General features: G+C 70.7%; 22 protein-coding genes and 2 pseudogenes. 4 read left to right on the top strand and 20 right to left on the bottom strand.

The features are described 5' to 3' along the window. Positions 1-29: 29 nt before the first annotated feature. Entirely contained in the window at positions 30-1,127 is a 1,098-nt protein-coding gene (locus ACFU5V_RS41355) for a GIY-YIG nuclease family protein (RefSeq protein ID WP_378706987.1), read from the bottom strand. 135 nt (positions 1,128-1,262) lie between these two features. On the opposite strand from ACFU5V_RS41355, the gene ACFU5V_RS41350 reads away from it, so the two are divergent. Further along, a complete protein-coding gene (locus tag ACFU5V_RS41350; protein ID WP_378706985.1) occupies positions 1,263-1,532 on the top strand; it encodes an ANTAR domain-containing protein in 270 nt (89 codons plus the stop codon). Positions 1,533-1,645: 113 nt separating this feature from the next. Then, positions 1,646-2,152, top strand: coding sequence for a hypothetical protein (locus ACFU5V_RS41345; RefSeq protein ID WP_378706983.1), 507 nt, complete (start codon positions 1,646-1,648; stop codon positions 2,150-2,152). Positions 2,153-2,164: 12 nt separating this feature from the next. On the opposite strand, the gene ACFU5V_RS41340 is transcribed toward ACFU5V_RS41345, so the two are convergent. Next, positions 2,165-2,437 carry a hypothetical protein gene (locus tag ACFU5V_RS41340; RefSeq protein ID WP_378438323.1) on the bottom strand — a complete coding sequence of 91 codons (273 nt, stop codon included), beginning with the start codon at positions 2,435-2,437 and terminating at the stop codon, positions 2,165-2,167. Between the two features lie 54 nt (positions 2,438-2,491). On the opposite strand from ACFU5V_RS41340, the gene ACFU5V_RS41335 reads away from it, so the two are divergent. Then, positions 2,492-2,650: an Rv1535 domain-containing protein gene (locus ACFU5V_RS41335; RefSeq protein ID WP_378706996.1), complete on the top strand. Its 159-nt coding sequence runs from the start codon at positions 2,492-2,494 to the stop codon at positions 2,648-2,650. 53 nt (positions 2,651-2,703) lie between these two features. Here the strand turns inward: ACFU5V_RS41335 and ACFU5V_RS41330 are convergent. The 15 genes and pseudogenes from ACFU5V_RS41330 to ACFU5V_RS41260 all read right to left on the bottom strand — a co-directional run. Beyond that, a pseudogene (locus tag ACFU5V_RS41330) lies at positions 2,704-4,983 on the bottom strand (cation-translocating P-type ATPase); the annotation flags it as partial. A gap of 1,937 nt (positions 4,984-6,920) precedes the next feature. Continuing rightward, on the bottom strand, positions 6,921-7,256 hold the full coding sequence (locus ACFU5V_RS41325; RefSeq protein WP_378706981.1) for a hypothetical protein: 336 nt from the start codon (positions 7,254-7,256) through the stop codon (positions 6,921-6,923). 121 nt (positions 7,257-7,377) lie between these two features. Then, positions 7,378-8,175: a hypothetical protein gene (locus tag ACFU5V_RS41320; protein ID WP_378706979.1), complete on the bottom strand. Its 798-nt coding sequence runs from the start codon at positions 8,173-8,175 to the stop codon at positions 7,378-7,380. 125 nt (positions 8,176-8,300) lie between these two features. Continuing rightward, positions 8,301-10,034: a dihydroxyacetone kinase subunit DhaL gene (gene dhaL / locus ACFU5V_RS41315; RefSeq protein ID WP_378706977.1), complete on the bottom strand. Its 1,734-nt coding sequence runs from the start codon at positions 10,032-10,034 to the stop codon at positions 8,301-8,303. Positions 10,035-10,043: 9 nt separating this feature from the next. Continuing rightward, positions 10,044-11,990: an FAD-dependent monooxygenase gene (locus ACFU5V_RS41310; RefSeq protein ID WP_378706975.1), complete on the bottom strand. Its 1,947-nt coding sequence runs from the start codon at positions 11,988-11,990 to the stop codon at positions 10,044-10,046. A gap of 1 nt (position 11,991) precedes the next feature. Further along, entirely contained in the window at positions 11,992-13,305 is a 1,314-nt protein-coding gene (locus tag ACFU5V_RS41305) for an MFS transporter (RefSeq protein ID WP_378706973.1), read from the bottom strand. A 135-nt stretch (positions 13,306-13,440) separates the two neighbouring features. Continuing rightward, the gene (locus ACFU5V_RS41300) at positions 13,441-14,352 is read right to left on the bottom strand and encodes a LysR substrate-binding domain-containing protein (protein ID WP_378706971.1); all 912 of its coding nucleotides are present in this window, start codon (positions 14,350-14,352) and stop codon (positions 13,441-13,443) included. Between the two features lie 22 nt (positions 14,353-14,374). Continuing rightward, positions 14,375-15,202 (bottom strand): sugar phosphate isomerase/epimerase family protein, encoded by an 828-nt coding sequence (locus ACFU5V_RS41295; RefSeq protein WP_378706969.1) that lies wholly within the window; start codon positions 15,200-15,202, stop codon positions 14,375-14,377. Continuing rightward, positions 15,199-16,923, bottom strand: coding sequence for an FAD-dependent oxidoreductase (locus tag ACFU5V_RS41290; protein ID WP_378706967.1), 1,725 nt, complete (start codon positions 16,921-16,923; stop codon positions 15,199-15,201). Before ACFU5V_RS41290 ends, ACFU5V_RS41295 begins: the two co-directional genes overlap by 4 nt. Then, positions 16,920-18,011: a Gfo/Idh/MocA family protein gene (locus ACFU5V_RS41285; protein WP_378706965.1), complete on the bottom strand. Its 1,092-nt coding sequence runs from the start codon at positions 18,009-18,011 to the stop codon at positions 16,920-16,922. The genes ACFU5V_RS41290 and ACFU5V_RS41285 overlap by 4 nt, the downstream gene beginning before the upstream one ends. Beyond that, a complete protein-coding gene (locus tag ACFU5V_RS41280) occupies positions 18,011-18,808 on the bottom strand; it encodes an aldo/keto reductase (RefSeq protein WP_378706963.1) in 798 nt (265 codons plus the stop codon). Before ACFU5V_RS41280 ends, ACFU5V_RS41285 begins: the two co-directional genes overlap by 1 nt. Beyond that, positions 18,805-20,754 carry an FAD-dependent oxidoreductase gene (locus tag ACFU5V_RS41275; protein WP_378706961.1) on the bottom strand — a complete coding sequence of 650 codons (1,950 nt, stop codon included), beginning with the start codon at positions 20,752-20,754 and terminating at the stop codon, positions 18,805-18,807. Before ACFU5V_RS41275 ends, ACFU5V_RS41280 begins: the two co-directional genes overlap by 4 nt. Continuing rightward, positions 20,751-21,653: a shikimate dehydrogenase gene (locus tag ACFU5V_RS41270; RefSeq protein ID WP_378706959.1), complete on the bottom strand. Its 903-nt coding sequence runs from the start codon at positions 21,651-21,653 to the stop codon at positions 20,751-20,753. Before ACFU5V_RS41270 ends, ACFU5V_RS41275 begins: the two co-directional genes overlap by 4 nt. 24 nt (positions 21,654-21,677) lie before the next feature. Then, positions 21,678-23,042, bottom strand: coding sequence for an MFS transporter (locus ACFU5V_RS41265; protein WP_378706957.1), 1,365 nt, complete (start codon positions 23,040-23,042; stop codon positions 21,678-21,680). 152 nt (positions 23,043-23,194) lie between these two features. After that, entirely contained in the window at positions 23,195-24,088 is an 894-nt protein-coding gene (locus tag ACFU5V_RS41260) for a LysR family transcriptional regulator (protein WP_378706955.1), read from the bottom strand. Between the two features lie 134 nt (positions 24,089-24,222). On the opposite strand from ACFU5V_RS41260, the gene ACFU5V_RS41255 reads away from it, so the two are divergent. Beyond that, entirely contained in the window at positions 24,223-24,915 is a 693-nt protein-coding gene (locus ACFU5V_RS41255) for an SDR family NAD(P)-dependent oxidoreductase (protein ID WP_378441398.1), read from the top strand. A gap of 3 nt (positions 24,916-24,918) precedes the next feature. Here ACFU5V_RS41255 and ACFU5V_RS41250 read toward each other — a convergent pair whose 3' ends face one another. The 3 genes and pseudogenes from ACFU5V_RS41250 to ACFU5V_RS41240 form a co-directional block, all read right to left on the bottom strand. Then, positions 24,919-25,632, bottom strand: a complete 714-nt coding sequence (locus tag ACFU5V_RS41250) for a maleylpyruvate isomerase family mycothiol-dependent enzyme (protein WP_378706953.1) — start codon at positions 25,630-25,632, stop codon at positions 24,919-24,921. Between the two features lie 5 nt (positions 25,633-25,637). Beyond that, positions 25,638-26,465 carry a fumarylacetoacetate hydrolase family protein gene (locus tag ACFU5V_RS41245; protein WP_378706951.1) on the bottom strand — a complete coding sequence of 276 codons (828 nt, stop codon included), beginning with the start codon at positions 26,463-26,465 and terminating at the stop codon, positions 25,638-25,640. A gap of 6 nt (positions 26,466-26,471) precedes the next feature. Continuing rightward, a pseudogene (locus ACFU5V_RS41240) lies at positions 26,472-26,812 on the bottom strand (cupin); the annotation flags it as partial.

Below are 26,812 nucleotides of genomic sequence, written 5' to 3'. Positions count from 1 at the left end.
GTGTGCCGGGGCACGCTGTGCCGCTCACGTCAGCGGCCGGGGCGGGCCTGGGTGAGGTGCGGGACCCAGCCGTGGGTGGGCCACTTCTTCAGGCCGACCTTGGCGGGGACGATCCGCTTGTTCACGAATCGGCTCTCCAGTTCGGTGTCGGACTCGCCCGTGAACCGCCACAGCGCCGCGTCGCCGGGCCGCGCCACCGACGACCACGACCTGGCCCGGTATGCGGCCCGAACAATGTTGTCCGCGAACACGATCACCGGGATGTCGTCGGTGTTGCGGACGGCGGCGCCTGCCGCCCAGGCGCCGCGGGACAGTTCGTACACCTCCTCGGAGGTCACGCCCCGCCGGGACGCGGCGGGCACCTCGAGGACGACGCAGGGGGTGGGCAGATTCGGCACGGGTTCTGCCGCGTACTGCAACACGAGGTCGTCGACGGGTACGGCCCGCTGCTCGCCCGCGCCGCCGGCGAGGTTGCCGAGATCGGCGCCCTCGACGAGCCCCAGCGCTCCCACGACTCCAGCCCGCACCGCGTCGGCGACGCCACCGGTGTCCGCGACGCGATGCGCCACGATGTAGTGCTCGACCTCGTGTCCCGAGTCGTAGATCTCGCGGATGCGGGCGATCGTCGCGGCCTTCACCTCGGCGCCGTCGGTCTCCGGATCCTCGAGCGTCTGCCGGTGCTCGTTCTCGGCCAGCGCCTCCCACACGTAGCCGTACACCCGGGTGCCCCGCCCGGAGCCGACGTAGAACACCGACCTGTTGCGGGGGTCGAGCAGCGCGTAGACGTAGGTGCCGAGTTCCTCACCCACCCGTTTCGGGAACGGCTGCGGCGCATGGCGGGTCTGATACACCTCTTTCAGGATCAGGCGCAGTGCCGCCAGTTTCAACGCGACCGGGACCCCGCCGTCGATGCCGTCGAAGAGTGCGGTGGCGGCGCCCTGCACGGAGGAGAAGGTGTGCCCGATGTGCCGTTCGAGGGACTTCGTGACGTCCGCGAACTGCGCGAACCGCACCCGCGGGTCGGGGGACGCGTTGTCCAGGTCGTTGGACGCGAGGAAGGTCTGGACCTCGGCATTGTCGAGCCAGCGAGAAGTGATGTCGATCGGGATCGTCCAGACGGTAGCCATGCCCCTACCGTAAGGGAAAACCTCGGTGAAGAACTCGGACGACTAATGCACCGGGCGATTCGAACTCTTTCGACGCAGTACCCGGTGCGGGAAGATGGAGTGGTACCCGTTCCGACGCAGGTTGGGAGAACATTCATGACGACGCCCACCTACTCCACCCGCACGGCGGTCGACATCGCGGTCGGCATCCTCATCGCCTTCCGCGGCTGCTCCGAGAACGACGCGTTCACCGAACTCGCGGAGACGTCCCGGCAGCACAAGGTTGCCCTCGCCCGCACCGCCCGCGCGTTGATCGCGTTCATCCAGACCCATCACGGCGACCTTCCCGCGTCCGACATCACCGCTGCGGCACTGCAGTGGAGTCACGCCACTCCGTACCGCGGCGCGTTCGGCACGGCGGCGTGAATTCGGGCGAAGTCTGAGAATTCTCTGGCTTCGACGGCGCGACGCTCCGCAAACCTTCAGACTCGATGTGAGACCGAACGACCTGCGCACCGAGATACGAAGAGGTAACTGAGTTGACGATCCGCAAGATCACGGTTGCCGCGGTAGCGATCGCCGCAGCCCTCACGATGTCCGCCTGTGGTTCCGACGAGTCTTCCAGCTCGGGTGGGACCACCACGTCCACCACCACGTCGGCGGCTGAGACCACCGCCGAACTCGAACTGCCGACCGCGGCCGACCTCAACGCCCTGCTGGCGAAGGGCCTCGACCCGGCCACTCCGCTCGACGAGAAGATCGCCATGGTGGAGGGTTCGGAACAGGACCCGAATCTGTTCAACCAGGTCGCGGCCGCCGCTCAGCAGGCGGGTGCGCAGGTTCAGGTGCTGGACCCGGTGATCGACAACGGCGACGGCAGCGCCAGCGCGCAGTTGCAGTTGACGATCAACGGCCAGGTGCAGCAGAACACCCTGCCCGCCATCTTCGTGCCCGGCGAGAACGGGACGTGGAAGCTGTCGAAGGCCACGGCCTGCTCGATCGTGGCGATCGCGCAGCTGACGTCACCGGCCTGCCCGCCCGCCTGACCCGGACCCGCGTCACACGCCTTCCAGCGCCTCCCCGATCTCCTGGACGGCCCGGTTGTGCTGATCGGTGATCAGCACGTGTCCCGCTGCGATGGTCAGCGCAACCGGCCATTCGATGATTTCGACGGCGGCGAGCAGGCCGATCGCCGCGAAGAATGCCAGCTGCTCGGGGCGCGGCAACGGCACCCTGCCGAGGATCGGCAGCTGCACCGCGAAGCTGTGGGCCTCCTGCACCCGCTGGACGGCGTCGCTGTGCGACTGCGCCTCCGACGTTCGTTGGGCCATAGTTCGTCTCCCTTGTGCGTTCCGTTTGCCGGTCAGCCACCTTGACCGCGGACCGTGTCGGTTGTGCTGAGTGCTGTCGCCCAGACCGCTGCCGGTGTCTTGTCCGGCGCCGGGGACCCGTTGACCGGTGTGGTCACCCGGGTGCTCACGCCACCGCTGCGGGAGGTGTACGCGGTGCTGCTGCGGGCGGGCGTGATCGAGATCGTCGACTGATCACCCACAAGCCTCTCCAGCAGTGCCGGCGCGAACGCGGCTGCCGCGGTCGCTGCACCCGCGCACCCCAGCGCCTGCGCCCACCCGACCGGTCCGAGCGGGGTGCATCCCAGGAGCTGACTGACTCCGGGCGTACTGACCATCACGGTGAGCGCGGCGAGTGACCCGCCCGCGGTGAGGACGACGAGCGGGCTGCGCGAATCGATGAGCGTCTGCCCCAGCTGGGTTCCGACCAGCGCGACCAGCCCGACCGTCGACGCCCGGCGTTGCCTGCCGGTCACGCTCGCCAGCGCCCACGCCGTCGTCGCGCCTGCCGCGGTCGCGGCGCCGCGGATCGCGACGGTCCGCCACAGCGCCGCACTGTCCGGCCCGCGGCCCTCGCCCCGGGTCTGTTCGTTGGGCGGGCTCACCGCGAGCGCGGCCGCCGGCAGGGCGTCGGTGAGCACGTTCACCAGCAGAAGTTGACGCGCGGTGAGCGGCGACCGTCCGGCGATCGCGCTGCCGATCAGGGCGAACGCCACCTCCCCGGCGTTTCCGCCGAGCAGCACCGACACCCCGGCCTGGACCCGCCGCCACAGCTGGCGGCCCTCGTCGAGGGCGTCGCGCAGTGCATCGACGCGGCCGTCGAGGAGCACCACGTCCGCGGCGCTGCGGGCGGGGTCGCTGCCGCGCGAGCTGACGCCGATCCCCACACTCGCGGCCCGGATCGCGGCGGCGTCGTTGGCGCCGTCGCCGACCATTGCGCAGACGTGACCGACACGTTCGAGGGTCTGCACGATCTGCACCTTGTGTTCGGGTGTCATCCGGGCGAAGACGACGCACTTCTCGACGGCGTTCTCCTGCCCCCGGTGCGACAGGGTGTCCCATTCGGTGCCGCTGATCACCTGCTCGGACGACACGGGCAGTCCCAGCTCTCGCGTGATGGCGGTGGCCGTGACGGGATGGTCGCCCGTGATCAGCCGGACCCCGACCTGCAGGCGTTCCAGGTCGGGGAGCAGTCCGGCCGCCTCGGGGCGAGGGGTGTCGGCCAGCCCGAGTAGTCCGACGAGTTGCAGCCCGTCGCCGCACAGTTCGTCGAATACGTCGGCGTCGTCGGCCGCGCGTCGCGACTGGAATGTCGTGACGGTCCGGCGGGCGACGGCGATGACGCGCAACCCGTCGGCGGCCATGCCGAGGACGGTGTCGTGGACCTCGTCGGCGTCGATTCCGGTGCAGGCGGCGACCACGACCTCCGGTGCACCCTTCAACGACAGGTCCGTCCCCGACAACGAGGCGGAGTAGGGCCGTCCGGATCGGAACGGAAGATAGCTGCGGTGCTCGTCCTCCGGTGGCAGCAGGTCCGCTGCCGCGTCGGCGATCGCGACGTCGGTGGCGTGCGCGGCCGGACTGCCGTCGGGGGTCACGGCGCTGCGGCCCGCGCATGCGAGCACGTCGTCGCGATCGAACCCCGGCCGCGGGACGGCGGAGACCACCCGCAGGCGGTTCTCACTCAGGGTGCCGGTCTTGTCGAAGCACACCACGTCGACGCGGCCGAGCGCTTCGACGGACCGCGGCGCCCGCACCAGCGCGCCCGATCGCGTCAGTCTACGCGCGGCGGCCTGCTGCGCCAGGGTCGCGACGAGCGGCAGCCCCTCCGGAACCGCGGCCACCGCGACCGCGACACCACTGGTGACGGCCTGCCGCAGTCCGGTGCCGCGCAGGAATCCGACGGCGGTCACCAGCGCGCCGCCCCCGACGCTGACGGGCAGCACCCGGTCGGTGAGGCTCCGGAGCTGCGCCTGTAGACCCACGTGCGACGCACTCACCGGGGTGATCGCGCCGGCGCGTCCCGCTTCCGTCGCGTCGCCGACCGCCGTGACGATCGCCGTCGCCGTGCCGGTGAGGATCGTGGTTCCCGCGAACACCATGCAGGCGCGTTCGCCGATCGGTGCGCCCGGCGTCGGCGACGTCTGCTTGCTCACCGGCAGCGATTCCCCGGTCAGCGAGGATTCGTCGACCTCGACACCGGCTGCCTCGACGAGCCTGCCGTCGGAGGGCACCACCTCGCCGGGGCAGATGTCGATCACGTCGCCCGGCCGCAGTCGCGACGCCTCCACCCGCTCCGTCACCCGGCTGTTCGATGATCCGGCGACGCGGTGTGCGGGCGGATCCCCCGCCGCCAGCAACCTGTTCAGCAGCCGTTCCGCATGCAGGCGTTGCACGGCCGACAGCGCGGCGTTCCCCGCGAGCACCGATCCCACGAGCACCGCGTCGATCGGCGACCCCAGCAGCGCGCTCGCCGCCGATCCGGTCGCGAGGACCGGGGTCAGCGGATCCGACAGTTCCGTGCGCATCGCCCGCCCGAAGTCCCAGGCCAGGCCGACCGGCCACGCGGTGAGCCGCCCGATCGCCTGCACCGGGGTCAGCACCAGACGCACCGAGCGGGGCCGGGGCGTCGCGACGTCCGCGGCGTCGTGCACGGGCAGCAGACGGCGCACCTCCGCCGCCGGCATCTCGTGCCAGGCGTGAACCGGGGCGACCGGGGGAATGTCGGCCCGCAGCACACTGCGCGCGAGGGAGTGTCCCGTCCACAGTCCTGCCGCCGCACCGACCGTGACTGGCCCGGGTCCGCGGCCGCGCACTCCCGGCAGCATCACGAGCGCGCCGAGCATCGACGCCGCCGTGGCGATCTCGACGCCGCGGCGGCTCGCCGTCCGGGCGTCGGGCACGGACCGCAGCACCCGCCAGACCCCGGCGAGATCGTCGACCAGCAGGTCCGCACACCACGGTGTCGGGGAGTCGCCGACGACAACACCGATGCCGACGTCGGCCGCCGACAGGGCGTGCGGCGCGTGGCCGGCCACCACCGCGACCGTCGCGCCGTTCGCCTGCAACTGCGCGACGGCGTCACGGAGGTCCGCATCCGGCGATCCGCTCGACGGGAGCAGGTCGTCGAAAGCCGAGCGGAGTCCGCCGAGTCCGTCCACGTTCACCGACATCACCTGGGCGCCCGACGTGCGGGCCTGCGCGAGCACGGCCGCCGCGTTCGCGTGGTGGGCGGGTGTCACGAGGACGGCGGAATCCTCGTCCACGGCGGCCGAGGCGACATCGCCCGGCAGGTCGGAGAGCGCGTGCCAGCCCACCCCGAGCGCGCCGGCCTCGACGGCGGACCTCGCGGACTCCCACACCCGCGTCCGGTCGGCGTCCCGAACGGCACGGAGTCCGCTCACCCGCAGTTCCGCCGTGTGCAGCACCGACGGGTCCACGACCACCGCGTCGACCCGGTCCAGGCGGCGCAGCGCGGCGGGTCGCAGCACCAGCACGGAGTGCCGGTCGGCGAGTCCGCGGCCCAGCGTCGCGGCGAAGGTCTCCCGTGCGGTGCGGGCCGCCTTCGGCGCGGCGACCAGGGCCGCGTCCGCGGCGCCCGCGACACTGCGGGTCGCGACCCCCACCGCCGTCGCCCCTGCGAACTGCGCGATCGCCGCCCGGTCGACGTCCCGCTCCACCGGTCCGGACGTGCCGCGCACGCGGGGGCGGCTGGCCGAGTCATCCGCGGGGTCCCGGGCCAGTTCGGGTTCGCGGCGGTGCCACACCCGCCGGCCGGACCACGCCTCCGCCGTGATCGCCGACCGCAACGCCACGTCGACGGCGAGAGACGCCGGCGCGCGCCGCAGCACGTCGCCGACGGCCTGAGCGGTGGCGAGCAGCAGTTCGGCGGCGTCCGGCCCGAGCCGGTTCTCGACCATGCCGCGCAGTCGCGGCTGATAGTTGACGAACGTGACCGCGGCGGCGGGCACCGCCGCCGGCAGGCTGGGCATCGGAAGCAGCCGGACACCGACCGCTGCGACCAGGCCCGTCGTCGCGGCGGCCAGTGCGAGAGCCCGTTCGGCGAGTGCGACGTCGTCGCCGGGCAGTTCCCTGGGCCGGTCCCGAACGCCGCCGCGAGCGAGGGGGCGGGCGGCGTCCTCCGCGCGCGTGACTACCTGGCACAGCACGGCGACCGACGGTCCGTGGTCGCCGACCGTCACCACCAGGCGGGACAGCGCGCAGTTGAGTTCGGCTCCGTCCACACCGGCGGTCGCCCGGACCGCGCCGACAACGGACGCGGCCACATCGTCGCCGTGCGGCCCGTCGAGTCCGCGGATCTCGATCCAGGCACGGCCGTGTCCGGAACTCGTGCGGCGGGCCGGGGTTCCGCCCAGCACCTCGGTGGTGATCTGTGTCGCGGTCCGCGCGGTGGTGGCCACCAGATCGGCGGCAGCGGTGAGGTATCGACCGAGTCCCACGGCAGCTACTGTGCGGCCGACGTCGGGGCTTCGGTGTCGCGTGAGGTCCGGGACCCCGCGCCGAACTGTCGCAGCACGAGCGCCGCCCCGCCCGCGGTGACCAGCACCGGCCACTCGACCAGTCCCGCCGCGCCGACGGCGGCCAGGGTCAGCGCTGCGGCCGGTGTGGAATGACTTCCGCTCTCCATGCCGGCCCGGGCCCCGCTCGCCGCCCCGCGGACTCCGCCGACCACACCGCCGACCACACCGCCGAGTGCCGCTCCTCCGACCGCGCCGACCGCACTCGTCGTCGCGTTCGCAGCACCTGTCACGGCGTTCACTGCGCCGTCGACGATTCGCATGATGAGCTCCCATCGGCCGTGGCCACTCCCGCCGGGGCACGGCGGATCATGTCTGCGATACCCACCTCAGGGTATTCTCAACCGCCGCGCACCGGAACAGATTTCAGGGAACTCTCAGATATTACCGAATAACGTTCTGCTCCAGAGGAATTCGTTCACCCTGTTCGGTGCGCCAGAATTCCCAGCCGTCGCGGGTCTCGACGTCGCCGCTGATGTGACTGGCAACGGCGGTCGCCGCGGTCGTGGGGTCGGGGAACCGGCGACCCTGCATCGGACCGCGGGTGATCTCCAACGTCCCGGTGCCGGAATCGAACCGTCCGACCAACCGATACCCCTCGAAATCGGCGACCACCTCGAGCCGGACATCGACCAGCTCCTCCAAGGCTGCGGTCGCCTTGGCCGGCTTCTTCCTGGCGGCGGCGCGGGCGGCGGCGTCGGCACGCAACGTGGCCGCCGTCGTGGCGCGCTGCGCGTCGCTGTAGCGACTGGGGTCCTTCTCCCCCGCCAGGCCGAGCAGGTCCCAGCGCCCGCGGCCGTGCGCGACCCGGCTCAGCGGAATCGCGTGATGCCCGGTCCGCGTGCGCCCCGGGGTGTCCATCATCCACAGGTCCACCTCGGCGCGGATGTCGTCGGCGACCTCGGACGAGGGCACGACGAAGAACTCCTCCGGGGAACTCGCGAGATCGACGAACACCCAGAATTGCGATCCGGTGTCGTCGTCGTCGAGCGACTCGTCCTGTTTGCGGGCCTGCCAGTCGCCGCTGAGTTTGGACCGCACCCGCACGATGCAACTCGTGCCGTCGTCGCCCCAGACCTGGACGGGGTTGCGCCGCGAATGGGTGAGCCGGACTGCCTTGCCACCCCGCTCCACGACATCGGCGATGAAGGCCTGGATTCCCCGGCTGGCGGTGTCTTCCACTGTCTCTTTGTCCGTCCGTGATTCTGCGTCCCGTACGCAGTTCGGGAGAGGTGTGGCGACGGGTTTGCGCAGCACGACTCGGCGTTCTGCTCCTCACCCTACGTGCCGTGCCCGGTGCGCGGTCACTACCCGGTGCTGCGGGCTGCTTCCGCGGCCTCGGCGAAGAACCAGGACAGCACGTGGGCGCCGGGGTCCACGACGCCCCGCGCCGCCTCGCCGATGTAGCTGGCCCGGCCGCGCCGCGCGGTGATGGCGGCGGTCGCCTCGGCGCCGCGGGCGGCGGCGTCCGCCGCCTCGGCCAGGGCGTCGGCCGGATTCTTGCCCTGCTCGACGGCCGACTCGAGGGCGGCGACGGCGGGGTCGATGGCGTCGATCATCGTCTTGTCCCCGGGTTGCGCCCCGCCGAGTTCCTGAATCGTGTCGAGGCCCGCCCGTGCCCCGGCGGCGATCGCCTTCGTGTCCAGACCCTGCGGTGCGTCGACGGCCGCCCGGGAGAACTGCCGGAACCAGACCCCGAACAGCGCGCCCGACGTGCCGCCCGCGTGACCGAGGTAGGCGTCGGACAGCGACTCGAACACCGTGGCCGGGGAGTACCGGTCGCGGATCCCGGCGACGTCGACGTGGTCGAGTGCCGCCACCATGTTGGTGCCGAAGTCGCCGTCGCCTGCGCGGCGGTCGAGGTCGGTGAGGTTCGGCTCCTCGGCGAGCACCTTCTCCACGAACGCGCCGATCCACGCCCCCACTGCCGCCCTGCCCAACGTGCCGGCGGTACCGGCCACCTCCGGCTCGTCCTCACGGGAGGCGACGTCCGACCGGAACTGCACCGCGGATCGGTCTGCGATGCCGCGGAATTCACCGGTCGGGGCGTTCGGCCATCCCGGTGCGGCGGTCGGTGCGTCCCACAGGTCGAGGAGTTCGTCGTCGCAGCGCACCAGCGTGACGGACGCGCCGTCCATGTCGAGGGCGGTGACGAAACTGCCGACCAGCGACCGCCGGATCACCACGCCCCGCTCCGCGAGATGGTCGGCAAGTTCACCGAACAGCAGTTGCAACTCCAGCGGATGGGCCGCGCCGAGGCCGTTGACGATGGCGATCACCGACTCGCCCCGCTGCACGCCGAGCGAGTCGAGCACGGGGTCGGTGAGCCGGTGGACCAGTTCGGCGGCGGGCAGTGCGTCGACCCGGTCGGTTCCGCGTTCGCCGTGGATGCCGATCCCGAGTTCGATCTGCCCCTCCGGCAGGTCGAACGACGGCGAGTCCGACCCGGGCACGGTGCACGCTCGCAACGCCACCGCCATGCTGCGCGAATTCCGGGCCGTGCGTCGCCCGAACTCCGCGACGGCGGCGAGGTCGTCTCCGCGTTCGGCCGAAGCGCCGCAGATCTTCTCGACCGCGATCGTGGCCGCGGTGCCGCGCCGTCCGGGCCCGTCCTCCCGCTCGGATGCGACGTCGTCGGCGACGAGCACGTGCTCGACCGCGATGCCGTCCTCTGCCACCAGGTCACCGGCGATGCGGAAGTTGAGGACGTCGCCGGTGTAGTTCTTCACGATGTGCACGACCCCGCCGCCGGCGTCGACGGCGCGGGTGGCGGCCCGCACCTGCAGCGCGTTGGGCGAGCTGAAGATCAGGCCGGGGCAGGCTCCGGTGAGCATGCCCCGGCCGACGAATCCGGCGTGCAGCGGTTCGTGCCCGGACCCACCGCCCGACAGCAACGCGACCTGCCCGGACGGCAACGGTTCCCGGCGGGTGAGATAACCCGGTTCCGGATGCCATTCCAGGTCGTCGGTGGTGGCGACGACCCCGCGGAGTGCGTCGACGACGAAGGTCTTGGGTGAGTTCAGGAACTGTGCGTGCGCCATGCCCCCAGGCTAAGCGCCCACATGTGAGTGCCGTGGCGTGCCGGAGCACGCTTTGCCGCTCACGTGGGAGGCGGCGGCGAGCGCTTCCTCGAACTCCCGCCTGCCCGACTGCGACCCGAGCAGCAACGCGAGCCGGGTCAGGAAGCCCTCCCGGTCCGAGTCCTCCGCCTGGTCCAGCGCCTCCGACAGTCCCGTCCACACGTTCTCGCGGAGCAGTTCCTGCGGCGTCGCAGTCGTCTCCGTGTGCGCGGGGACGACACCGTGCACGGGGGCGGTCGCCGCCCGCAGGTGCGCGGGCACGTCGCCGAGCAGAGACAGGTCCCGGACCCGGCACAGGACGAGTCCGTCCGGACGGATCACGAAGCATTCCCCCGCGGACGCGCCGAGGGCCTGCGCCAGCACCCCGTCGGGGTCGTCGAGGACCGTCAGGTCGTCCGCCGCGTCCACCGCCGCACCCGCCGCCGGGACGACGACCGCCCGCACCGTCTCGGGCGCCAGCGCCATCGCGAGCGCGGACGCGTGCGCGGCGACGACGTCGGCACCGGCCGGGTCGACCCCGATGCCCACCACCGCGAAACCCGTTCCGCGGACGCGGTTCAGCGAAGACTCCACCGATCCACCGGCGGTGACGACCCGAACGCGGCGGTCCTCCATCGGATCCCCGGGCAGCACCCCGGTCGTCCCCTCGGCCACCGGCCACGTGAGCGGCGACAGGTGCGCGTGCGTGGCACTCGACTGCCGCGGGTTGATGAGATGCCCGAACTCCGGGCGGGTCGTGGCCAACGCCAGGACGGCGTCGCGGGTGGTGCGGTAGCCGTGGCTGCCGGGCGACATGATGAGCGTCGACTTGCCCGCGTTGTCGACGTTCTGCTGCCAGGCAGCACGACGCTCGGTCGAATACGCATGTAGGAGAGCCTCGTCCGCGGTCCCGTGGACGACGGCGGCCAGGGTCCAGGCGAGGGTCTCGGCGTCCTCCATGCCGGAGTTCAGCCCGCGGACACCGAAGATGGGGACCAGGTGGGCGGCGTCGCCGGCGAACAGGATGCGACCGTGTGTGAAGTCGTCCAGTGCGAGCGCGTGCGCGCGGTAGAAGCCGTGCCATTCGAGGGTCCACGGCACGTCGTTCTCGAGCCAGTCGAGGTGCCGTGTGATCCGGTCGCGGATGCGGTCTTCCTGCGTCTCGAGTTCGGCGTCGTCGGAACTGTCGAGTTGGTAGTCGATGCGCCAGATGTCGCGGGGCTGCCGATGCATGATGATCGTCGAGCCGGGGTTGCTCGGCGGGTCGAACCACACCATCCTCTCGGCGGGCAGCGCCGATTCCCAGTGGATGTCGGCGATGACGTAACTGCCCTGATAACTGTTTCCCTGCAACCGGATTCCCGCGAGTTCCCGCATCCGGCTGCGACCGCCGTCGGCGGCGACGACCCACTGTGCGCGGAGCCGGCGCACGCCGAACGCGGTGTCGACGTCGAGGGTCACCTCCTCGTCCGACCGCAGGACCCCGGCGACGCTCGACGACCAGTGGAACGTGATCAGCGGGTGCGCGAGCAGGGTGTCGGTCATGATCTGCTCGATCTCGGACTGCGACACGTTGACCATGGGCCCGCGGACGTCGTGTTCGCCGTGCGCCATCTCGAAGTGCAGCACCTGTTCGTCGCGGTAGAAGCTGCGCCCTCCCATCCAGGGGAGCACGATCTTCTCGAGTTCCGGCCCGAACCCGAGCCTGGCCGCGACCTCGAGGCTGTGCCGGGAGATACAGATGGCGCGGCTGCCGAACGACACCTGGTCGGCGGCCTCGAGCACGGTGACGGGGATGCCGCGCTGCGCGAGGCCGAGCGCGACGCCCATGCCGACCGGTCCGGCGCCCACGACGACGACGGGCAGGGCCTCGTCGGTTGCACTGGTCGACGCGAAGTCCGTCGCCGCGTATTTCCGGGGTTGGAAGTAGGTGGACATGTCAGGCGGCCTCCACATTTCGTGCAATCGTGTTCGTTTCCGGCAGCAGCAGGATCGCGACGAGACTGATCACGGCGATCACCACGAAATAGGCGGTGACGGCCGTCGAACTCCCGAAGGCCCCGAACAGCCACGTCGCCATGAACGGTGCGAGCCCGCCGCCGAGGATCGCGCCGATCTGGTAGCCGAGCGACGCACCGCTGTAGCGGATGTGGGCGGGGAAGAGTTCCGCGAACAGTGCCGACTGCGGACCGGCGGTGGTGCCGAGCACCGCGGCCATCACGATCATCGCGAGCAGCATGACGGGAATCGACGCCGTGTCGATGAGGGGGAAGAACGCCGCCGCGACGATCACCAGAGCGACCGAACTCCACGTGTACACCCGGCGCCTGCCGAGCACGTCCGACTTCCAGGCCGACACCGCCATGCCCGCCATCCAGACCGGGCACGCGACGATCAGCAGGGTGAGCATCGTGGCGCGGCTGTACCCGAGTTCCTCGGTGCCGTACGTCAGGACGTACACCATGAACACGTAGGCGATGCCGTTGGTCGCGATGAACGTGCCCGCCGCGAGCAGGACCGTCCGCCAGTTCCTGGTCAGCACCTCGACGATCGGCATCTTCACGATCGTGTCGCTCTCCTTGGCCTCCGCGAACGCCGGGGACTCGAAGACGCCGAGCCGGATCCACATCGCGACGCCGACGAGCACGGCGCTCATCAGGAACGGCACCCGCCAGCCCCACGTCTGGAACGCGTCGTCGGACAGCAACTGGGTGACGGCGAGGAACACGACGTTCGCCATGATCACTCCGGCCGGAACGCCCATCTGCGGCGCCGCGCCGTACAGGCCGCGCTTGCCCTCGGGCGCGTGCTCGGTGGCCATGAGCACCGCGCCGCCCCATTCGCCGCCGACGCCGATGCCCTGCACGAACCGCAACGCCACCAGCAGGATGGGCGCGGCCACCCCGATGGCCTCGAAGTTCGGGAGCAGTCCGATGCCGACGGTCGCGGCGCCCATCATCGTCAGCGACAGCACCAGCATCGACTTGCGTCCGATGCGGTCACCGAAGTGACCCATGACGACACCGCCGATGGGGCGGGCGACGAAGCCGACCGCGAACGTGGCGAAGGCGGCGAGGGTTCCGGCGAACGTCGACGCGCCGGGGAAGAACTGCGGTCCGATCACGAGGGCTGCGGCGGTGCCGTAGATGAAGAAGTCGTACCACTCGATCGCGGTACCGACGAAGCTCGACAGGACTGCCCTGCGCGCTTCCTTGTGAGACACCGGCGGTGTCGCCTCGGTGATTGCCGTCATCGTCTGCCTTCCCGGTTCTGCTGCGCCACACTCATCGCGCTACCGGAAAACAATGACCCCACTCACATACGTCTGAAAAGCGGGACTATCCCCGCATGAATTGCAGAAAATCCGTGGAAGGCACGAATCCGCAGTTCAGGCCGTGACGAACCGGATGAACGCCCGCGCGACCCGGCTCAGCGTCGCCTCCTGGTGCCACGCGACGACGACGGCCACCGACGCCGGTTTCGGTTCGGCGATCGGTTTCACGACGACGGGCAGGCCCTCGTACGTGACGTCCACCCGGGGCCGTTGCAGTAGCAGCGTCCACCCGAGACCGCGCCCGACGAAGGCCCGCGCCGTCTCGAAGTTCGCGGTCCGGTACGCCACCCGGGGCGCGAACCCGGCCTGCCGGCAGACGTCCATCGCATGGTTGGTGCTCGGTGGCGCGTCCAGCAGCACCATCGGGTGCTCCGCGAGATCCGCGAGGCGCACCGGCCCGTCGACGCCCGCCAGCGGATGTTCCGCCCCGAGCACCACCATCGGCTCCCGGGTCATCAGCGGCACGGTCTGCCAGTCCGGGGGCAGGTCGAGGTCGTAGACGATGGCGACGTCGAGTTCGCCGCCCTCGAGTTCCGTCCGCAACCGGTTCTGGGTGTCTTCGCGGAACTCCACCGACGCGCGCGGGTACTCGGTGGTGAACGCGTACAGCATCGACGGCAGGATCGTCGGGCCGAGCGCCGGGTAGCAGCCGACGGCGATCGGCCCGGCGACGACCCCTCCCGCACCGGACGCGTCGGACTGCAATTCCCCCGCCTGCTGCAACAGGGCACGCGCCCGCGACAGCACCGCCTCCCCCGTCGGGGTCAGCTGCACACCGCGGGCCCGCCGGCGGACGCACAACTGCGCCTTCAGCGCCTTCTCCAGGTCCGTCACCGCCGCGGACAACGCCGACTGCGACAGATGCATCCGCTCGGCCGCACCGCTGATCGTCCCGGTCTCCGCCACCGCGACGAACGCCGCCAGCTGGCGCATCGTGTACGCGGGGACGTTGTCGGGACGGGGCATGGAAGAACGGTAGCGCGGACGATCAGCCGCCGGTGGCCGACGGAACCTGCGCGAGCACCTCCCGGGTGGCGGCGACCAGCCGCTCGAGCCACGTGTCCGTGCCGACCGACCGCCGGAGCGGCTCGTTGGGGAGTTCGACGCTCACCGGCAGGCCCGCCGGCAACGTCGCCCAGATGTCGGCGAGCGGGATGCCACCCGTCCCTGGCACAAGTCGCTCTTCGCGCGCCTGACGGATCAGCTCGGCGTCGTCGGTGGGCGCCGGCACCGAGCCGTCGCACATCTGCGCGTAGTGCAGCCACTCCCGCGGGATCGCCGCGAGGTCGGCCGCAGTGGTGCTCGACCGTCCGACGTGCAGGGCATCCACCAGCACGCTGCGCGCCGGGCCGTCGGCCTGCGACACGATCTCGACGGCCGCGGCCGCGTCGGGCACCGCCGTCCACGGCATGAACTCGAGGCTCGCGACGATGCCGTACTGCGCGCACAGTTCCGCGAGCCGCGCGTAGGAGTCGGTGAGCCGGGGGCGATCGCGGTCGTCGCCGCCGACGAGCACGGCCTTCGCGCCGAGCCGTGCGCCCGCCTCGAGGAGCGGAACGTAGTCCTTCTCGTCGAAATCGGCTCCCAGCCGGATGATTTCGAGGTCGAATACCTCGATCGGCGAATCCTCGAGACGGCGCACCAGCGCGTCGAGGGCGGCCGGGTCCTGGTGCAGCGGGTAGGCGGTGGTGCCGGGTGCGGCGGGCAGCAACCGGATGCCGATGGTGTCGAAACCGTGCTTCTCGGCGAGGTCCACCTGCTCGAGCGGCGCGGTGTCGAGCACCGTGAGCGCGGCAAGGCCGAGTGGGGCGGTCATCGGAGTTCTCCTGTCGTCGAGGCGAGGCGGCGACCGGTGAGGTAGCCGAAGGTCATGGCCGGGCCGAGGTTGATGCCGCCGGACGGGTAGTGACCACCCATGACGCTGGACTGGTCGACGCCGACGGCGAACAGTCCGCCGATCGGCTGGTCGTCGTCGTTCAGCACCCGGGACGTCGAATCGGTGACCAGGCCCGCGAACGTGCCGAAGCTGCCGGGGACCACCTTGACCGCGTAGAACGGGCCCTCGTCGAGCGGCGCGAGCGCCGGGTTGGGCCAGGGGTTGTCGGCGTCTCCGGACCCGACGGTGAACGGTGTGGTGCCCCGACCGAATTCGGGGTCGACGCCGTCGCGGGCGCCCTCGTTGAACGCCGCGACCGTCTTCTCCAGGCCGTCCGGGTCGACGCCGATCTTCTCGGCCAGTTCGCGCACCGTGCGGCCGCGGGTGAGGTAGCCCGACTTCAGGTACGGCCACGTGGGGATCGGCAGCGGCTTGGCCATGCCGAGCGGGAAGTACCGCAGGTACCGCTGGTCGGCGATCAGCCAGGAGCACACCTCCTCGCCGTCGGGCACCTGCTCGACCATCGCGAGCGTGTAGTCGTGGTAGCCGAGCCCCTCGTTGACGAAGCGTCGTCCGTCCGCGAGAACACCGATGGCGCCGGGCTTTCCGCGGTCGAGGATGTGCGGGAACACGCCCTCCTTGCCGTTGCGGTACCGGATGATCGACACCGGGCAGTACGCGACCGGGGAGGCGACCGAGTCGTCGAGTCGGCCGCCGACCGATTCGCCTAGGGTGATGCCGTCGCCGGTGGTCGTGGACGGGGTCAACGTCCAATGCTCGCGTCCGGTGGGGGTGCGGGGGAACAGTGCGCGGCGCCGGTCGAGGTCGCGACTGAAGCCGCCGGTCGCGAGGACGACGCCGCGGCGGGCGCTCACGGTGTAGGCGCCGTCCGGGCCCGCCAGCCGGACACCGGTGACGCTGCCGGCGGAGTCGGTGGTCAGCGCGGTGGCCGCCGTGCTCACGCGGATCTCGACGCCGGCGTCGAGCGCCGACCGCAACAGCCTGCCGACGAGCGCGGTGCCGTTGACCAGTTGCTGTCCGCGACGCTTGGTGGCGAGGTCGAGCAGGTGGGTGGACACCCGTTTCGTGCAGTGGAGAAACGCCTTCGCCGACCGGGTCGAGTGCAGGAACGCCTGCAGGTCGGGGCCGGCCATGATGCCCATGCCGAGGAACGACGTCTCGTAGAGTTGCCGCCGGAGCAGGGCCGCGACGTCGGGTCCGAGTTTCCGCAGGCTCACCGGTTTCGGTCCGACCGAGCGGTGGCCCGTTCCGGCACCCGGTGTGTCGCCGTGGATGTCGGCGATCTTCGCGCCCGGAACGAACTGCAGCGCCGTCTTCTTCTCGAAGAACTCCACCATCTCGGGCGCGCCGTCGAGCAGGGCGTCGACCTTGGCGGCGTCGAAGTTCTCGCCGAGCCGGTGTTCGAGATACGTGCGGGGCGCCGAGCGGTCCTCGTTGACACCGTCCGCGTGCGCGAACAGATTCCGCGGCGTCCACATCCATCCGCCCGACCACGCCGTGGCGCCGCCGCACGTGTCCGCCTTCTCGACGACGAGGACGGACGCTCCCCCGTCGGCGGCGGCGACGGCGGCGGACAGGCCGCCCGCGCCGGAGCCGATGACGACGACGTCGTAGGCCGGGGTGGAAGGGTTGGGGGTCATGCGTTCTCCTTGATGGTGACGGGGGCCGGGGCGGGCGTGAGGTCGACGACCCGGCCCGTGCGGGACGACTCGTAGACGGCGGCGACGATCGCGAGCGAGGCGCGGGCGTCGCGTCCGGTGACGGCAGGCGCCCGGCCGGTCAGGACGGCGTCCGCGAAGTCCTGCACCTGGAGGGTGTGGAAATCGGCGAGTCCGGCGTTGACCTCGGTGACGTCGAGGTTGGCGCGGACGTCGGAGGTGAAGGGCGCCCGGAACTCGGTGCTGCCCGGCACGGTCCAGATTTCGTTGACCCCTTCCTGTCCTTCCGGGAATTCGAGGACGCTCGCGATCGCACCGGTCTGCCCGATCACGGTGACCCGGTTGCCGAGGTTGTGGTTGGCGCCGGTGGTCGCGGTGACGGTGGCGGTGCCGCCCGACGCGAACGACACGACCGCCGACGCGCTGTCCTCGGTCTCGATGTGCTCGCCGTGCGTGTGGGTGCGGATGAAGCCGCACACCTGGACGGCCTCGCCCATGAACCACTGCAGCATGTCGATCTGGTGCACGGCCTGCGTCATGAGGACACCGCCGCCGTCGGTGTCCCACCGTCCGCGCCACGCGTCGGCGGAGTAGTACGACGACGGACGGTGCAGGATCACCGACGCCTCCCCGAGCACCGGGACGCCGATCCGGCCGTCGTCGATCGCATCCCGGATGCGGCGGGCGGCGGGCCAGAATCGGCGCTGGAACAGCACCCCGAACGTGATGCCCGCGCGGTCGGCGGCCTCGATCATCCGATCGGCGGCGGCGACGTCGACGGCGATCGGCTTCTCGCACAACACGTGGATGCCCGCCTGCGCGGCCGCGACGACGACCTCTTCGTGGACGGGATGCGGGGTGCACACGGTGCACGCGTCGAGACCGAGCGCGAGTAATTCCGCGACCGACCCGACGGCCGTCGTGATGCCGTGCGCCGCAGCGAATGTCCGGGCCCGTTCCAGGTCGGGGTCGCAGCACCCGACGACCTCGACGCCGGGCACCTGCTGCAAGGCCCGGGCGTGGTTGCCGGCGATCTTGCCGCAGCCGACGATGCCGATTCGTAGTGCCATCAGAAGTGCTCCTCGGTTTCGACGTCCCGGGCCGCGGACTCGCCGCGGTCGAGACGGTTCAGGGCGTCGACGTCCCCGGCGGTGAGCCGGACGTCGAGGGCGGCCAGGTTCTCGGCCTGACGTGCGGGATCGGCCGACCGGACAATCGGGACGACACCCTGCGCGCGATGCCAGGCCAGGACCACCTGCGCGGGCGAGTGGCCGAGGCGTTCGGCGATCGCAGTGACCGCGGGTGCGCCGAGCACGTCGCCGCGGCCGAGCGGACTCCACGACTGTGTGGACACCTCGAGTTCGTCGTTCGCGCGGCGGACGGGCAGCCGGGCGAGCGAGGGGTCCATCTGAATCTGGTTGACGGCCGGGGCCTCCCCGGTCTCGGCGACGACGCGGCGCAGGTGCGTGCCCAGGAAGTTGGAGACACCGACGTAACGGACCAGGCCGGCGTCGCGGCAGGCGAGCATCGCCTCGAATGCCGCCACGTACCTGTCGTGGCGTGGCAGCGGCCAGTGGATGAGGAACAGGTCGAGCCGATCGAGCCCGAGACTCTTCAGGCTGCGTTCGACGGCACCGCGGATGTCACCCGACACGTGATCGCTCCCCCGCAGTTTGGTGGTGACGAACAGTTCGTCGCGGGGCAGACCGCACTCCGCGAGGGCGGCGCCGACGGCGTCCTCGTTCCCGTAGATGGCGGCCGTGTCGATCAGCCGGTAGCCCGCCTCGATGCCGGACAGCACGGCCCGGGTGGCGTCCGGACCGGTCAGCGGCCAGGTCCCGAGGCCGAGGGGCGGAATCGCCGTCATGCGCTGATCTCCTCGCGGGCGTCGGCTGCCGCGGTGATCTTCGCGGCGACATCGGCCGCGGTCACCAGCGCAGCGTGGATGGAGCCGCCGTCGCCGCTCGCGTCGCCGACGGGGTGGACGCCGAGTCGCGGTGCCAGCCCCCTCAGCGCGGCGAGCAGGTCGGCGCGGGGCTCGACGCCGTGCGAGATCAGCAGTTCGCCCGGGGCGTCCACCACCCGCTCCTCGCCGCCGGTCGCGATCACCACCCGGTCTTCCTCGATCCGCGTCACGATCGACGACAGATGGGTGGTGAGGTTCTCGCTCGCCGCGAGCCGCGGCAGCAGCACGATCTTTCCGCGCCGGCCGACGTCGTGGGCGATGGTCTCCTGCGGGCCGATCATGACGACTGTCGTGCCGTGCTGGAGCAGGTCGTCGGCGACGGCTGCCGCCTCCCGGTCGGCGCCGAAGATCGTGATCGCCTCGGGTGCCGGGTCTCCGGATGCCAGGTACTCCCGGACGTCGCGGACCCTGCGGGTTCCGGCCCCGGGGAGATCGACCGCGGGTCCGCGGCCGCCGGTCGCGAGCACGATCGCGTCGAAGTCCAGGGCGGCCAGTGCGCCGGCGTCGACCCGCGTGCCGGGGTGGCAGGTGACGTCGAGGTCGGTGAGTTCGGCGAGGTACCAGTCGACGATCCGCGAATACTCGGGATACTCGTGGAGCCGGGACGCCAGCGCGAAATCCCCACCGAGGCTGTCACGTTCGTCGTAGAGGTCCACCCGGTGCCCGGCGATAGCGAGGTCGCGGGCGGCCGCCATGCCGGACGGTCCGGCCCCGACCACCGCGACGCGGACGGGCACGTCCGCCGGCGTGGACGGTTGCTCGAGTTCGCGGCCCACCCACGGGTTGACCGAGCACGGGACGGGTCCGGCTGCGAGGCTGTCGATGCAGTAGTTGCAGGCGATGCACGGCCGGTACCGGCCGCCGTCCAGGGCTCGGTTCGGGAAGTCCGGATCGGCGTGCAGGGTGCGGGCCATGCTGACGAAGTCGGCCTGCCCGGATTCGATGATCTGCGCGGCGATCTCGGGTGAACTGATCCGGCCCGCGACGCCGACCGGGATGTCGAAGTCCCGCGTGTACTGCCGCGAGTACGGGGCGAGGAGGCCGCGCGGCCACTCACCGGGCTGGATGATCCACTGCCCCGATTCGTAGTTGCCTGCGGAGACGTCGAGGAAGTCGAGCCGGTCGGTGTCGATCGCGTCGATCCGGGCGCGCGTCGTCTCGGCGTCGAGTCCGCCGTCGATCGCCTCGAACGCCGAAAAGCGGAGTCCGAGAGCGATACCCGGGGCCATGCTGCGGACGGCGTCGATGACGCGGTTGACGAACAGCGTCGGGTCGGCCCACTCGTCGTCGCGGTGGTTGTACGCGGGTGAGAGGAATTGGTGGATGAGGTAGCCGTGACCGCCGTGCAACGAGATGACGTCGATTCCGGCCTGCTGACAGCGCGCGGCGGCCTCGCCGAAGCATTCGACGATGTGCTCGATGTCGTCGCCGTCGAGTTGCTCGGGCATGTCACCGCCGACCACCGCGCAGGGGATCGGTGACGGTGCGACGGGGACGAATCCGCTGACGGCGCCCTGAGCGGTGCGGCCGCCGTGGTTGAGTTCGACACCCACCAGCGCGCCCTGCGCGTGGATCGCGTCGGCCAGCTTCGCGATGCCGGGGATGCGTTCGTCGACGTCGACGCCCATCTGCCGGATGCGGCCCTTGCCGTCGGCGCGCACGTAGCTCGCCTCGGTGAACACGAGAGCCGCGCCGCCCGCCGCGCGGCGTTCGAGATACGCGATGTACTCGTCGGTCATCGTGCCGTCGACCTCGCAGTAGTTGCGTTCCATCGGGGCCGACACGAAGCGGTTGCGCAGTCGCACATTGCCCAGGTCGAGGGGCGCGGCGAACGGGTGCGCGGTCATCGGGACTCCTCCAGGGCGGTCGGGGCGGACTGCTCGGCGAGCAGGTCGCCGAGGTGGCGCCGCATGCGGTCGGGGTCGGGGGTGACCCCGGTGAGGAGGGCGAACGTGTCGGCCGCCTGCGCGACGAGCATCTGGCCACCGTCGAGGACGGCGCAGCCGAGAGCGGTTGCCGCCAGCACGAGTTCGGTGCGCAGCGGGCGGTAGACGATGTCGGCGACCCACAGCCCGGGATGGAGCGCGCCGGTGTCGAACGGCGTTCCCGGATACCCGACCATGCCGATCGGGGACGCGTTGACGACGCCGTCGCAGTGCGCCAGGTTCGCTTCGATCGCGTCGAGTCCGATGGCCGTGACCGTCGTCTGCGGGAACGCGGCCTCGAGGCGCGCGCAGACGTCCGCGGCACGGGACGGGTCGAGGTCGGCGATCCGCAGGTCCCGCACCCCGGCGGCGGCGAGCGCGTAGGCGACGGCCGAACCGGCACCGCCGGCGCCGGCGAGAACCACGCATCCGAGCGCGGCGTCGGGCAGTCCGCGGCGCAGCGCGGCGAGGAACCCGCTGTGGTCGGTGTTGTGCCCGATCAGCCGGCCGTCGCGGACGACGACGGTGTTGACGGCACCGAGAAGTCGTGCGTTGCCCGACAGTTCGTCGAGGGATTCGGCGATCGCCTGCTTGCACGGGTGGGTGATGTTGAACCCGGTGCAGCCTGCCGCGACGGCACGCCGCAGTGTGTCACCGGACCTGTCGACGGGGATGCCCTCCGCGGCGACGTCGATCAGGTCGTAGCGGTAGTCGGGGAGGCCGAGGGCGGCGGCCTCGTGTTCGTGCAGCGCCGGGGACAGGGACGTGGCGATCCCTGCCCCGACGAGGCGGATCCGGTGCCGGGTGGATTCGGGGTGCATGAAGATCTCCTGCAGAGGTGTCGGTCAGGCGTCGTTGCGGACGAGCGCCTGCTCTCGCGTGCCGGCCGTCGTCGCGTCGGGTTCGCCCAACTGCTCGGTGGGGGTGCGGTAGGTCTCGGGACCGGTGAGCGCGGCGGCCGAGGACAGCAGGGCGAAGCCCAGGCACATCCAGGCGACCGGGGTCCAGTTCGCGGTGTCGCCCGCCGACAGCCACTGCGCGATGGCCGGGGTGAAACCGGCGACCAGCAGTCCCAGCATGAGGCTCACGGCCATTCCGGTGTACCGGACCTTGGCGGGGAACTGCTCGGGGAAGTACGCGGGGTACACGCCGTTGGGCATCGCGTAGAACAGGCCGATCAGGACGATGCCGGCCGCGAACACCATGGGCGCACTGCCGGTTCCGATGGCGTGGAAGAACACGAACACCATGCCTGCGGCGCCGACGGCGCCCGTCACGAACACCGGCTTGCGGCCGATCCGGTCGGCGAGGACGCCGAACAGCGGCTGGGTGAGCACCGCGACGAAATTGGCGGTGGCGATGGCCCACAGCATGGTGGAGCGTTCGAGCCCGGCGACCTGCACGGCGTACGCCAGCGCGAAGACGTTGACGATCGTGTTGATCATCGCGAACGTCGCGCTGAGGCTGATGCGGATCACGGTGCGCCAGTGCGAGCGGAACATCTCGACGACGGGGATGCCCGCCGTGTCGTCCTGTTCCTTCAGCTCCTCGAAGACTTCCGGCTCGTCGAGCTTGCGGCGCAACCAGACCGCGACACCCGTCACGACGATGCTGAGCAGGAACGGCACCCGCCAGCCCCACGAGTAGAGCGCGTCGTCCGGCAGGGCCGCCACGGGAATGAACACCAGACTCGAGATGACGATGCCGAACATGATGCCGCTCATGGTGAACGAGGTGAAGAACGCACGGCGACCGTCCGGCGCGTGCTCGAGGGTCAACGCCGAGGATCCCGGCGATTCCCCGCCGGCGGACAGGCCCTGCAGCAACCGCAGGACCACCAGGATGATGGGCGCGGCCATCCCGATCTGCTCGTACGTGGGAAGGCAGCCGACGACGACCGTCGCGATGCCCATGAGGAGCAGGCAGGCCAGCAGGGAATTCTTGCGGCCGTATCGATCGCCGAGGTGCCCCCACAGGACTGCGCCGAGCGGACGCGCGATGTACGCGACGCCGAGCGTGCCGATCGACAGCAACGTCGCCGTCGCTCCTCCGCCCGGGAAGAAGATCTTCGGGAAGACGAGCGCTGCCGCGGACCCGTAGATGAAGAAGTCGTAGTACTCGAGCGTGCTGCCGAGGAATCCCGAGACGGCGGCCCGGCGGGCGTTCTCGTTCGGTTGTCCCCCGGTGTCGCGTGTCGACGTGCTTGCCATGGTGTTCCTTTCGTCCCAGGATCCGGTGTCGCCGCGAGGCGTTCTTCGGAGGTGACTCACCTCACACGAAGTTCCGGACCGTGACGAGCGTGTCATGGCGGACTATGCGCAGTCCAGCGCAAAAAAAGTCTTAGATAAAGATCGAAAAGGTCCTAATCTGGGGTCGGCAGGATCTCCTCCGACACCGCGAGCGCCACCCGGAGCGCATCGGAGACACGACGGGGCGCCCAGGCGAGGCCGTGGTTCATGTAGATGGGCTCGCCGGCGAGGGGCACGAACACCGTGCCCGGGGGCGTGATCGCAGCGATGCCCGACGTCATCAGCGCCACGCCGACACCCGTCGCCACCAGCATCAGGATCATGTACGGGTCGGTGATCTCCTGGACGACACGGGGACGGAACCCCGCATCGACGCAGGCGCGCATCGCCACCTCCTGCAACGCCGAACCGGCCGACAGCGGCGTCGTCACGAACCCGTCCTCGGCGAGGTCGCGCAGGTCGATCTGCGGCTCCGACGCGAGCGGGTGATCCGCGGGCAGCACAGCACCGAACGGCTCCCGGCGGATCAGCCGCGTCGACACCGAGGCCGTCTCGACGGGAAGCCCGACGAACGCGAGATCGAGTGCGCCACTGTCCAGTTGGGTGATGGCGTCGCGGGTCATGATTCGCCCGACGAGGGTGAGTTCGATGTCGGGGTAACGCTGCCGGAGCGCGCGGGTGAGCGGCGGCAGCGACAGATGGTTGAGCACGCCGGTGAAGCCGATCTTGATGCGGCCGTACACGCCCCCGGCGGACGCGCGGGTGGCCTGACGCGCGATGTCGACGCTCTCGAGAATGCGGTAGGCGTGCGGCAGGAACGTGTGGCCCGCCGACGTGAGCGCGACGCTGCGGGTACTCCGCTCGAACAGCGGCACGCCGATGTCCTTCTCGAGTTTGCGCACCGTCTGGCTCAGCGGCGACTGCGCCATCTGGAGTCGTGCGGCAGCCCGGCCGAAATGCAGTTCTTCGGCGACGGCGACGAACGCTTGCAGCCAGCGAATCTCCATCGGATTCCCTTCGGCGAGTTTGACGAGTGTGGCTCAGCCCATATATTCCAATTCGTACACAGTGCGAAACAGATCATTCCGATTTCACACATAGAACAAGACTAATGCGCACACAGTCGCGAGGAGAAACCACCATGGTCACGTATCCCGAGGGCGCGACCGCGCTCGTCACCGGCGGAGCGAGCGGAATCGGTGCGGCGTGCGCGAAACGCCTCGCCGACGCCGGGGTCCGCGTCGTCACCGCGGACGTCGCCGCCGGGGCCGACGAGCGCCTCGACGTCACCGACGCCGACGCCGTCGAGAACCTCGCCGCACGCCTCGGCCGCGTCGACATCCTCGTCAACAGCGCCGGTGTCGTGGGACCCTCGGCGCCACTGGTCGACGTCGAACTCGAGGACTGGCGCCGCACGTTCCGCATCAACGTCGAGGGGACGTTCCTCGTGTGCCGCGCGTTCGTGCCCGCCATGACCGGCGCCGGCTGGGGACGGATCGTGAACATGGCGAGCATCGCGGCCAAGGATGGCAATCCCGGGCAGAGCGCCTACTCGGCGTCCAAGGCGGCGGTGATCGCGTTGACGAAATCGCTCGGCAAGGAGATCGCGACGACCGGCGTCCTCGCCAATGTGGTCGCCCCGGCGGCGGTCGAGAGCCCGATGAACGCCGGCACCGACCCGGCGATCCTCGCTCGCTCGCAGAGTCTCACCCCGATGGCCCGGATGGGACGGCCCGAGGAGATCGCCGAACTCGTCGCATGGTTGTCGTCCGAGGCGCTGAGTTTCTCGACCGGTGCCGTCTACGACGCCAGCGGTGGCCGGGCGTCGTACTAGCGCTCACAGCCAGTGCGGCGGCTCGGGGATGTCCGGGCCGAGCCCGACCGCGCCACGGCCGGCGGCCCACCGCACCACTGCGGCGAGGGGCCCGGACACCTTGTCGGTGGCTGGCGAATCCGGCTGCACCGCAACCGGTTCACAGCCATCGACCGCGAGCACCAGGCCCGCGCCGAGGTCCTTGCGACGCCACATGCCGACGATGTCGGTGAGCAGCGACTCCAGCACGACGTCGGGGAAGTCGCCGAACCGGCCACCGTTCCCCAGGTCCACGGCATGGATCCACACCTCCCGGGTGCGCATCCACGCCGTCTCCGACACCGGCACGGTACGGCCCTGCGCGGTGCGCACCTGCGCCTCCCACGCCGCGGCCGGCAGGTTCCGCCACTTCTCGTCGAGGCGGGCGACGATGTGGTCGAACAGGTTTCGCAACGCCGCCGCGGACAGGGTGGCGCCCTCGGCGATCTCCCGGCCCCGCTGCTCGGCCGAGGCATACATCGCGGTCTCGATCCCGGTGGCCGCCCAGTCCAGCAGCCGGCACAACGCGGCCGCGTTGTAGCCGACGTGCGCCACCAGGTGCGCGCGCGACCACCCGGACAGCGCCGTCGGCTCGTGCAGTTGCTCGTCGGTCAGCTCGGCGAGACGCTGCGCGAAATACGCCGTGCCGCGGCGGGCGATCAGCAACCGCTGGTTCAGGGCGAGATCGTGGAAACTCACGGCCCCTACTTGACGATCGTCTTGTTACGCACCGAACCGAGCCCGTCGATGGTGACCTCGACCGTCTGCCCGTCCTGGATGTAGAGACCGGGCTTGCGGGCGTGCCCGACCCCGCCCGGGGTGCCGGTGATCACAACGTCACCGGGCTGCAGCGTCACGATGTGGGAGATGTACTCCACCAGCTTCGCCGGGGTGAACACCAGATCGTCGGTGGTGGTGGTCTGCACCACCTGCCCGTCGAGCGTCGTGACGAGGGCGCCGCCGAACGGGTAGGAGTCGGTGGTCGTCAGGAACGGCCCGAAACCGCTGGTCTTCTCGAACGTCTTGCCCTGATCCCACTGCAGCGTCCGGTACTGGTAGTCGCGCATCGTGTAATCGTTCATCACCGAGTACCCGGCGATGTAGGACTCCGCGTCCGACTCCGACACCTGGTACGCCTGCCTGCCGACGACGAACGCCAACTCCCCCTCCCAGTCCAGCTGGGCGGCGGCGTAGGCGGGGACGATCACGTCGTCGTACGGCCCGGTCAGCGCCTCCCGGAACTTCGCGAACAGGGTCGGGAACTCGGGCAGCTCCCGGCCCATCTCCTTGATGTGGTTGGCGTAGTTCAACCCGACACAGATGATCTTCCCCGGATTCGGGACCACCGGCGCGTAATCCGCGCCGTCGAGGCTCACGGTGTCACCGGACGCGTTCTCCGCGATCGACTTCCAGTCCGGGTCGGTCAACAGCACGGACAGATCCGGGTAGCCGTCGATGACGGTGGCGGTGGTGTCGGAATCGACACGGACCGCGACGGTGCCGCCGGCGCGGCGCAGGGTGGCAAGCTTCATGAGATTTCAGGCTCCTTCGGAAATGTACGTGCGATGAAAGTGCAGGCGCTCGACGATCGGGGCATCGGAGAACGCGAACAGGTCGAACTCGGAGTCGGCCTCGATCGACCACTCCGTCCAGGACGGGACCACGACCATGTCGCCCGTGCCGACGGTGCGCGCCTGCCCGCCGAGGACGAACCGGCCCGACCCCTCGAACACCTGGTAGACCGTCGAGCCGACGTCCCGGCGCGGCCTGGTGCGGGCACCGGCCCGCAACCGGTGGAACTCGGCGCGGATCGTGGGCATCACGTCCCCACCGGTGGTCGGATTGGTGTAGCGGACCGCGGCATGACCGGGTTCGGTGG

This window comes from Rhodococcus sp. NPDC057529 (assembly GCF_042802055.1).
Lineage (GTDB): Bacteria > Actinomycetota > Actinomycetes > Mycobacteriales > Mycobacteriaceae > Rhodococcus_F.
This window is presented reverse-complemented; position numbering and strand designations above follow the sequence as displayed.

Excerpts from the sequence above, each read along its gene's own strand:
- ACFU5V_RS41355 (WP_378706987.1), bottom strand. The coding sequence starts at position 1,127 with ATGGCTACCGTCTGGACGATCCCGATCGACATCACTTCTCGCTGGCTC.
- ACFU5V_RS41295 (WP_378706969.1), bottom strand. The coding sequence starts at position 15,202 with ATGACCGCCCCACTCGGCCTTGCCGCGCTCACGGTGCTCGACACCGCG.
- ACFU5V_RS41290 (WP_378706967.1), bottom strand. The coding sequence starts at position 16,923 with ATGACCCCCAACCCTTCCACCCCGGCCTACGACGTCGTCGTCATCGGC.
- dhaL (WP_378706977.1), bottom strand. The coding sequence starts at position 10,034 with ATGGCGCACGCACAGTTCCTGAACTCACCCAAGACCTTCGTCGTCGAC.
- ACFU5V_RS41300 (WP_378706971.1), bottom strand. The coding sequence starts at position 14,352 with ATGCCCCGTCCCGACAACGTCCCCGCGTACACGATGCGCCAGCTGGCG.
- ACFU5V_RS41340 (WP_378438323.1), bottom strand. The coding sequence starts at position 2,437 with ATGGCCCAACGAACGTCGGAGGCGCAGTCGCACAGCGACGCCGTCCAG.
- ACFU5V_RS41275 (WP_378706961.1), bottom strand. The coding sequence starts at position 20,754 with ATGACCGCGCACCCGTTCGCCGCGCCCCTCGACCTGGGCAATGTGCGA.
- ACFU5V_RS41285 (WP_378706965.1), bottom strand. The coding sequence starts at position 18,011 with ATGGCACTACGAATCGGCATCGTCGGCTGCGGCAAGATCGCCGGCAAC.
- ACFU5V_RS41310 (WP_378706975.1), bottom strand. The coding sequence starts at position 11,990 with ATGTCCACCTACTTCCAACCCCGGAAATACGCGGCGACGGACTTCGCG.
- ACFU5V_RS41265 (WP_378706957.1), bottom strand. The coding sequence starts at position 23,042 with ATGGCAAGCACGTCGACACGCGACACCGGGGGACAACCGAACGAGAAC.
- ACFU5V_RS41255 (WP_378441398.1), top strand. The coding sequence starts at position 24,223 with ATGGTCACGTATCCCGAGGGCGCGACCGCGCTCGTCACCGGCGGAGCG.
- ACFU5V_RS41325 (WP_378706981.1), bottom strand. The coding sequence starts at position 7,256 with ATGCGAATCGTCGACGGCGCAGTGAACGCCGTGACAGGTGCTGCGAAC.
- ACFU5V_RS41305 (WP_378706973.1), bottom strand. The coding sequence starts at position 13,305 with ATGACGGCAATCACCGAGGCGACACCGCCGGTGTCTCACAAGGAAGCG.
- ACFU5V_RS41350 (WP_378706985.1), top strand. The coding sequence starts at position 1,263 with ATGACGACGCCCACCTACTCCACCCGCACGGCGGTCGACATCGCGGTC.
- ACFU5V_RS41245 (WP_378706951.1), bottom strand. The coding sequence starts at position 26,465 with ATGAAGCTTGCCACCCTGCGCCGCGCCGGCGGCACCGTCGCGGTCCGT.
- ACFU5V_RS41270 (WP_378706959.1), bottom strand. The coding sequence starts at position 21,653 with ATGCACCCCGAATCCACCCGGCACCGGATCCGCCTCGTCGGGGCAGGG.
- ACFU5V_RS41260 (WP_378706955.1), bottom strand. The coding sequence starts at position 24,088 with ATGGAGATTCGCTGGCTGCAAGCGTTCGTCGCCGTCGCCGAAGAACTG.
- ACFU5V_RS41280 (WP_378706963.1), bottom strand. The coding sequence starts at position 18,808 with ATGACGGCGATTCCGCCCCTCGGCCTCGGGACCTGGCCGCTGACCGGT.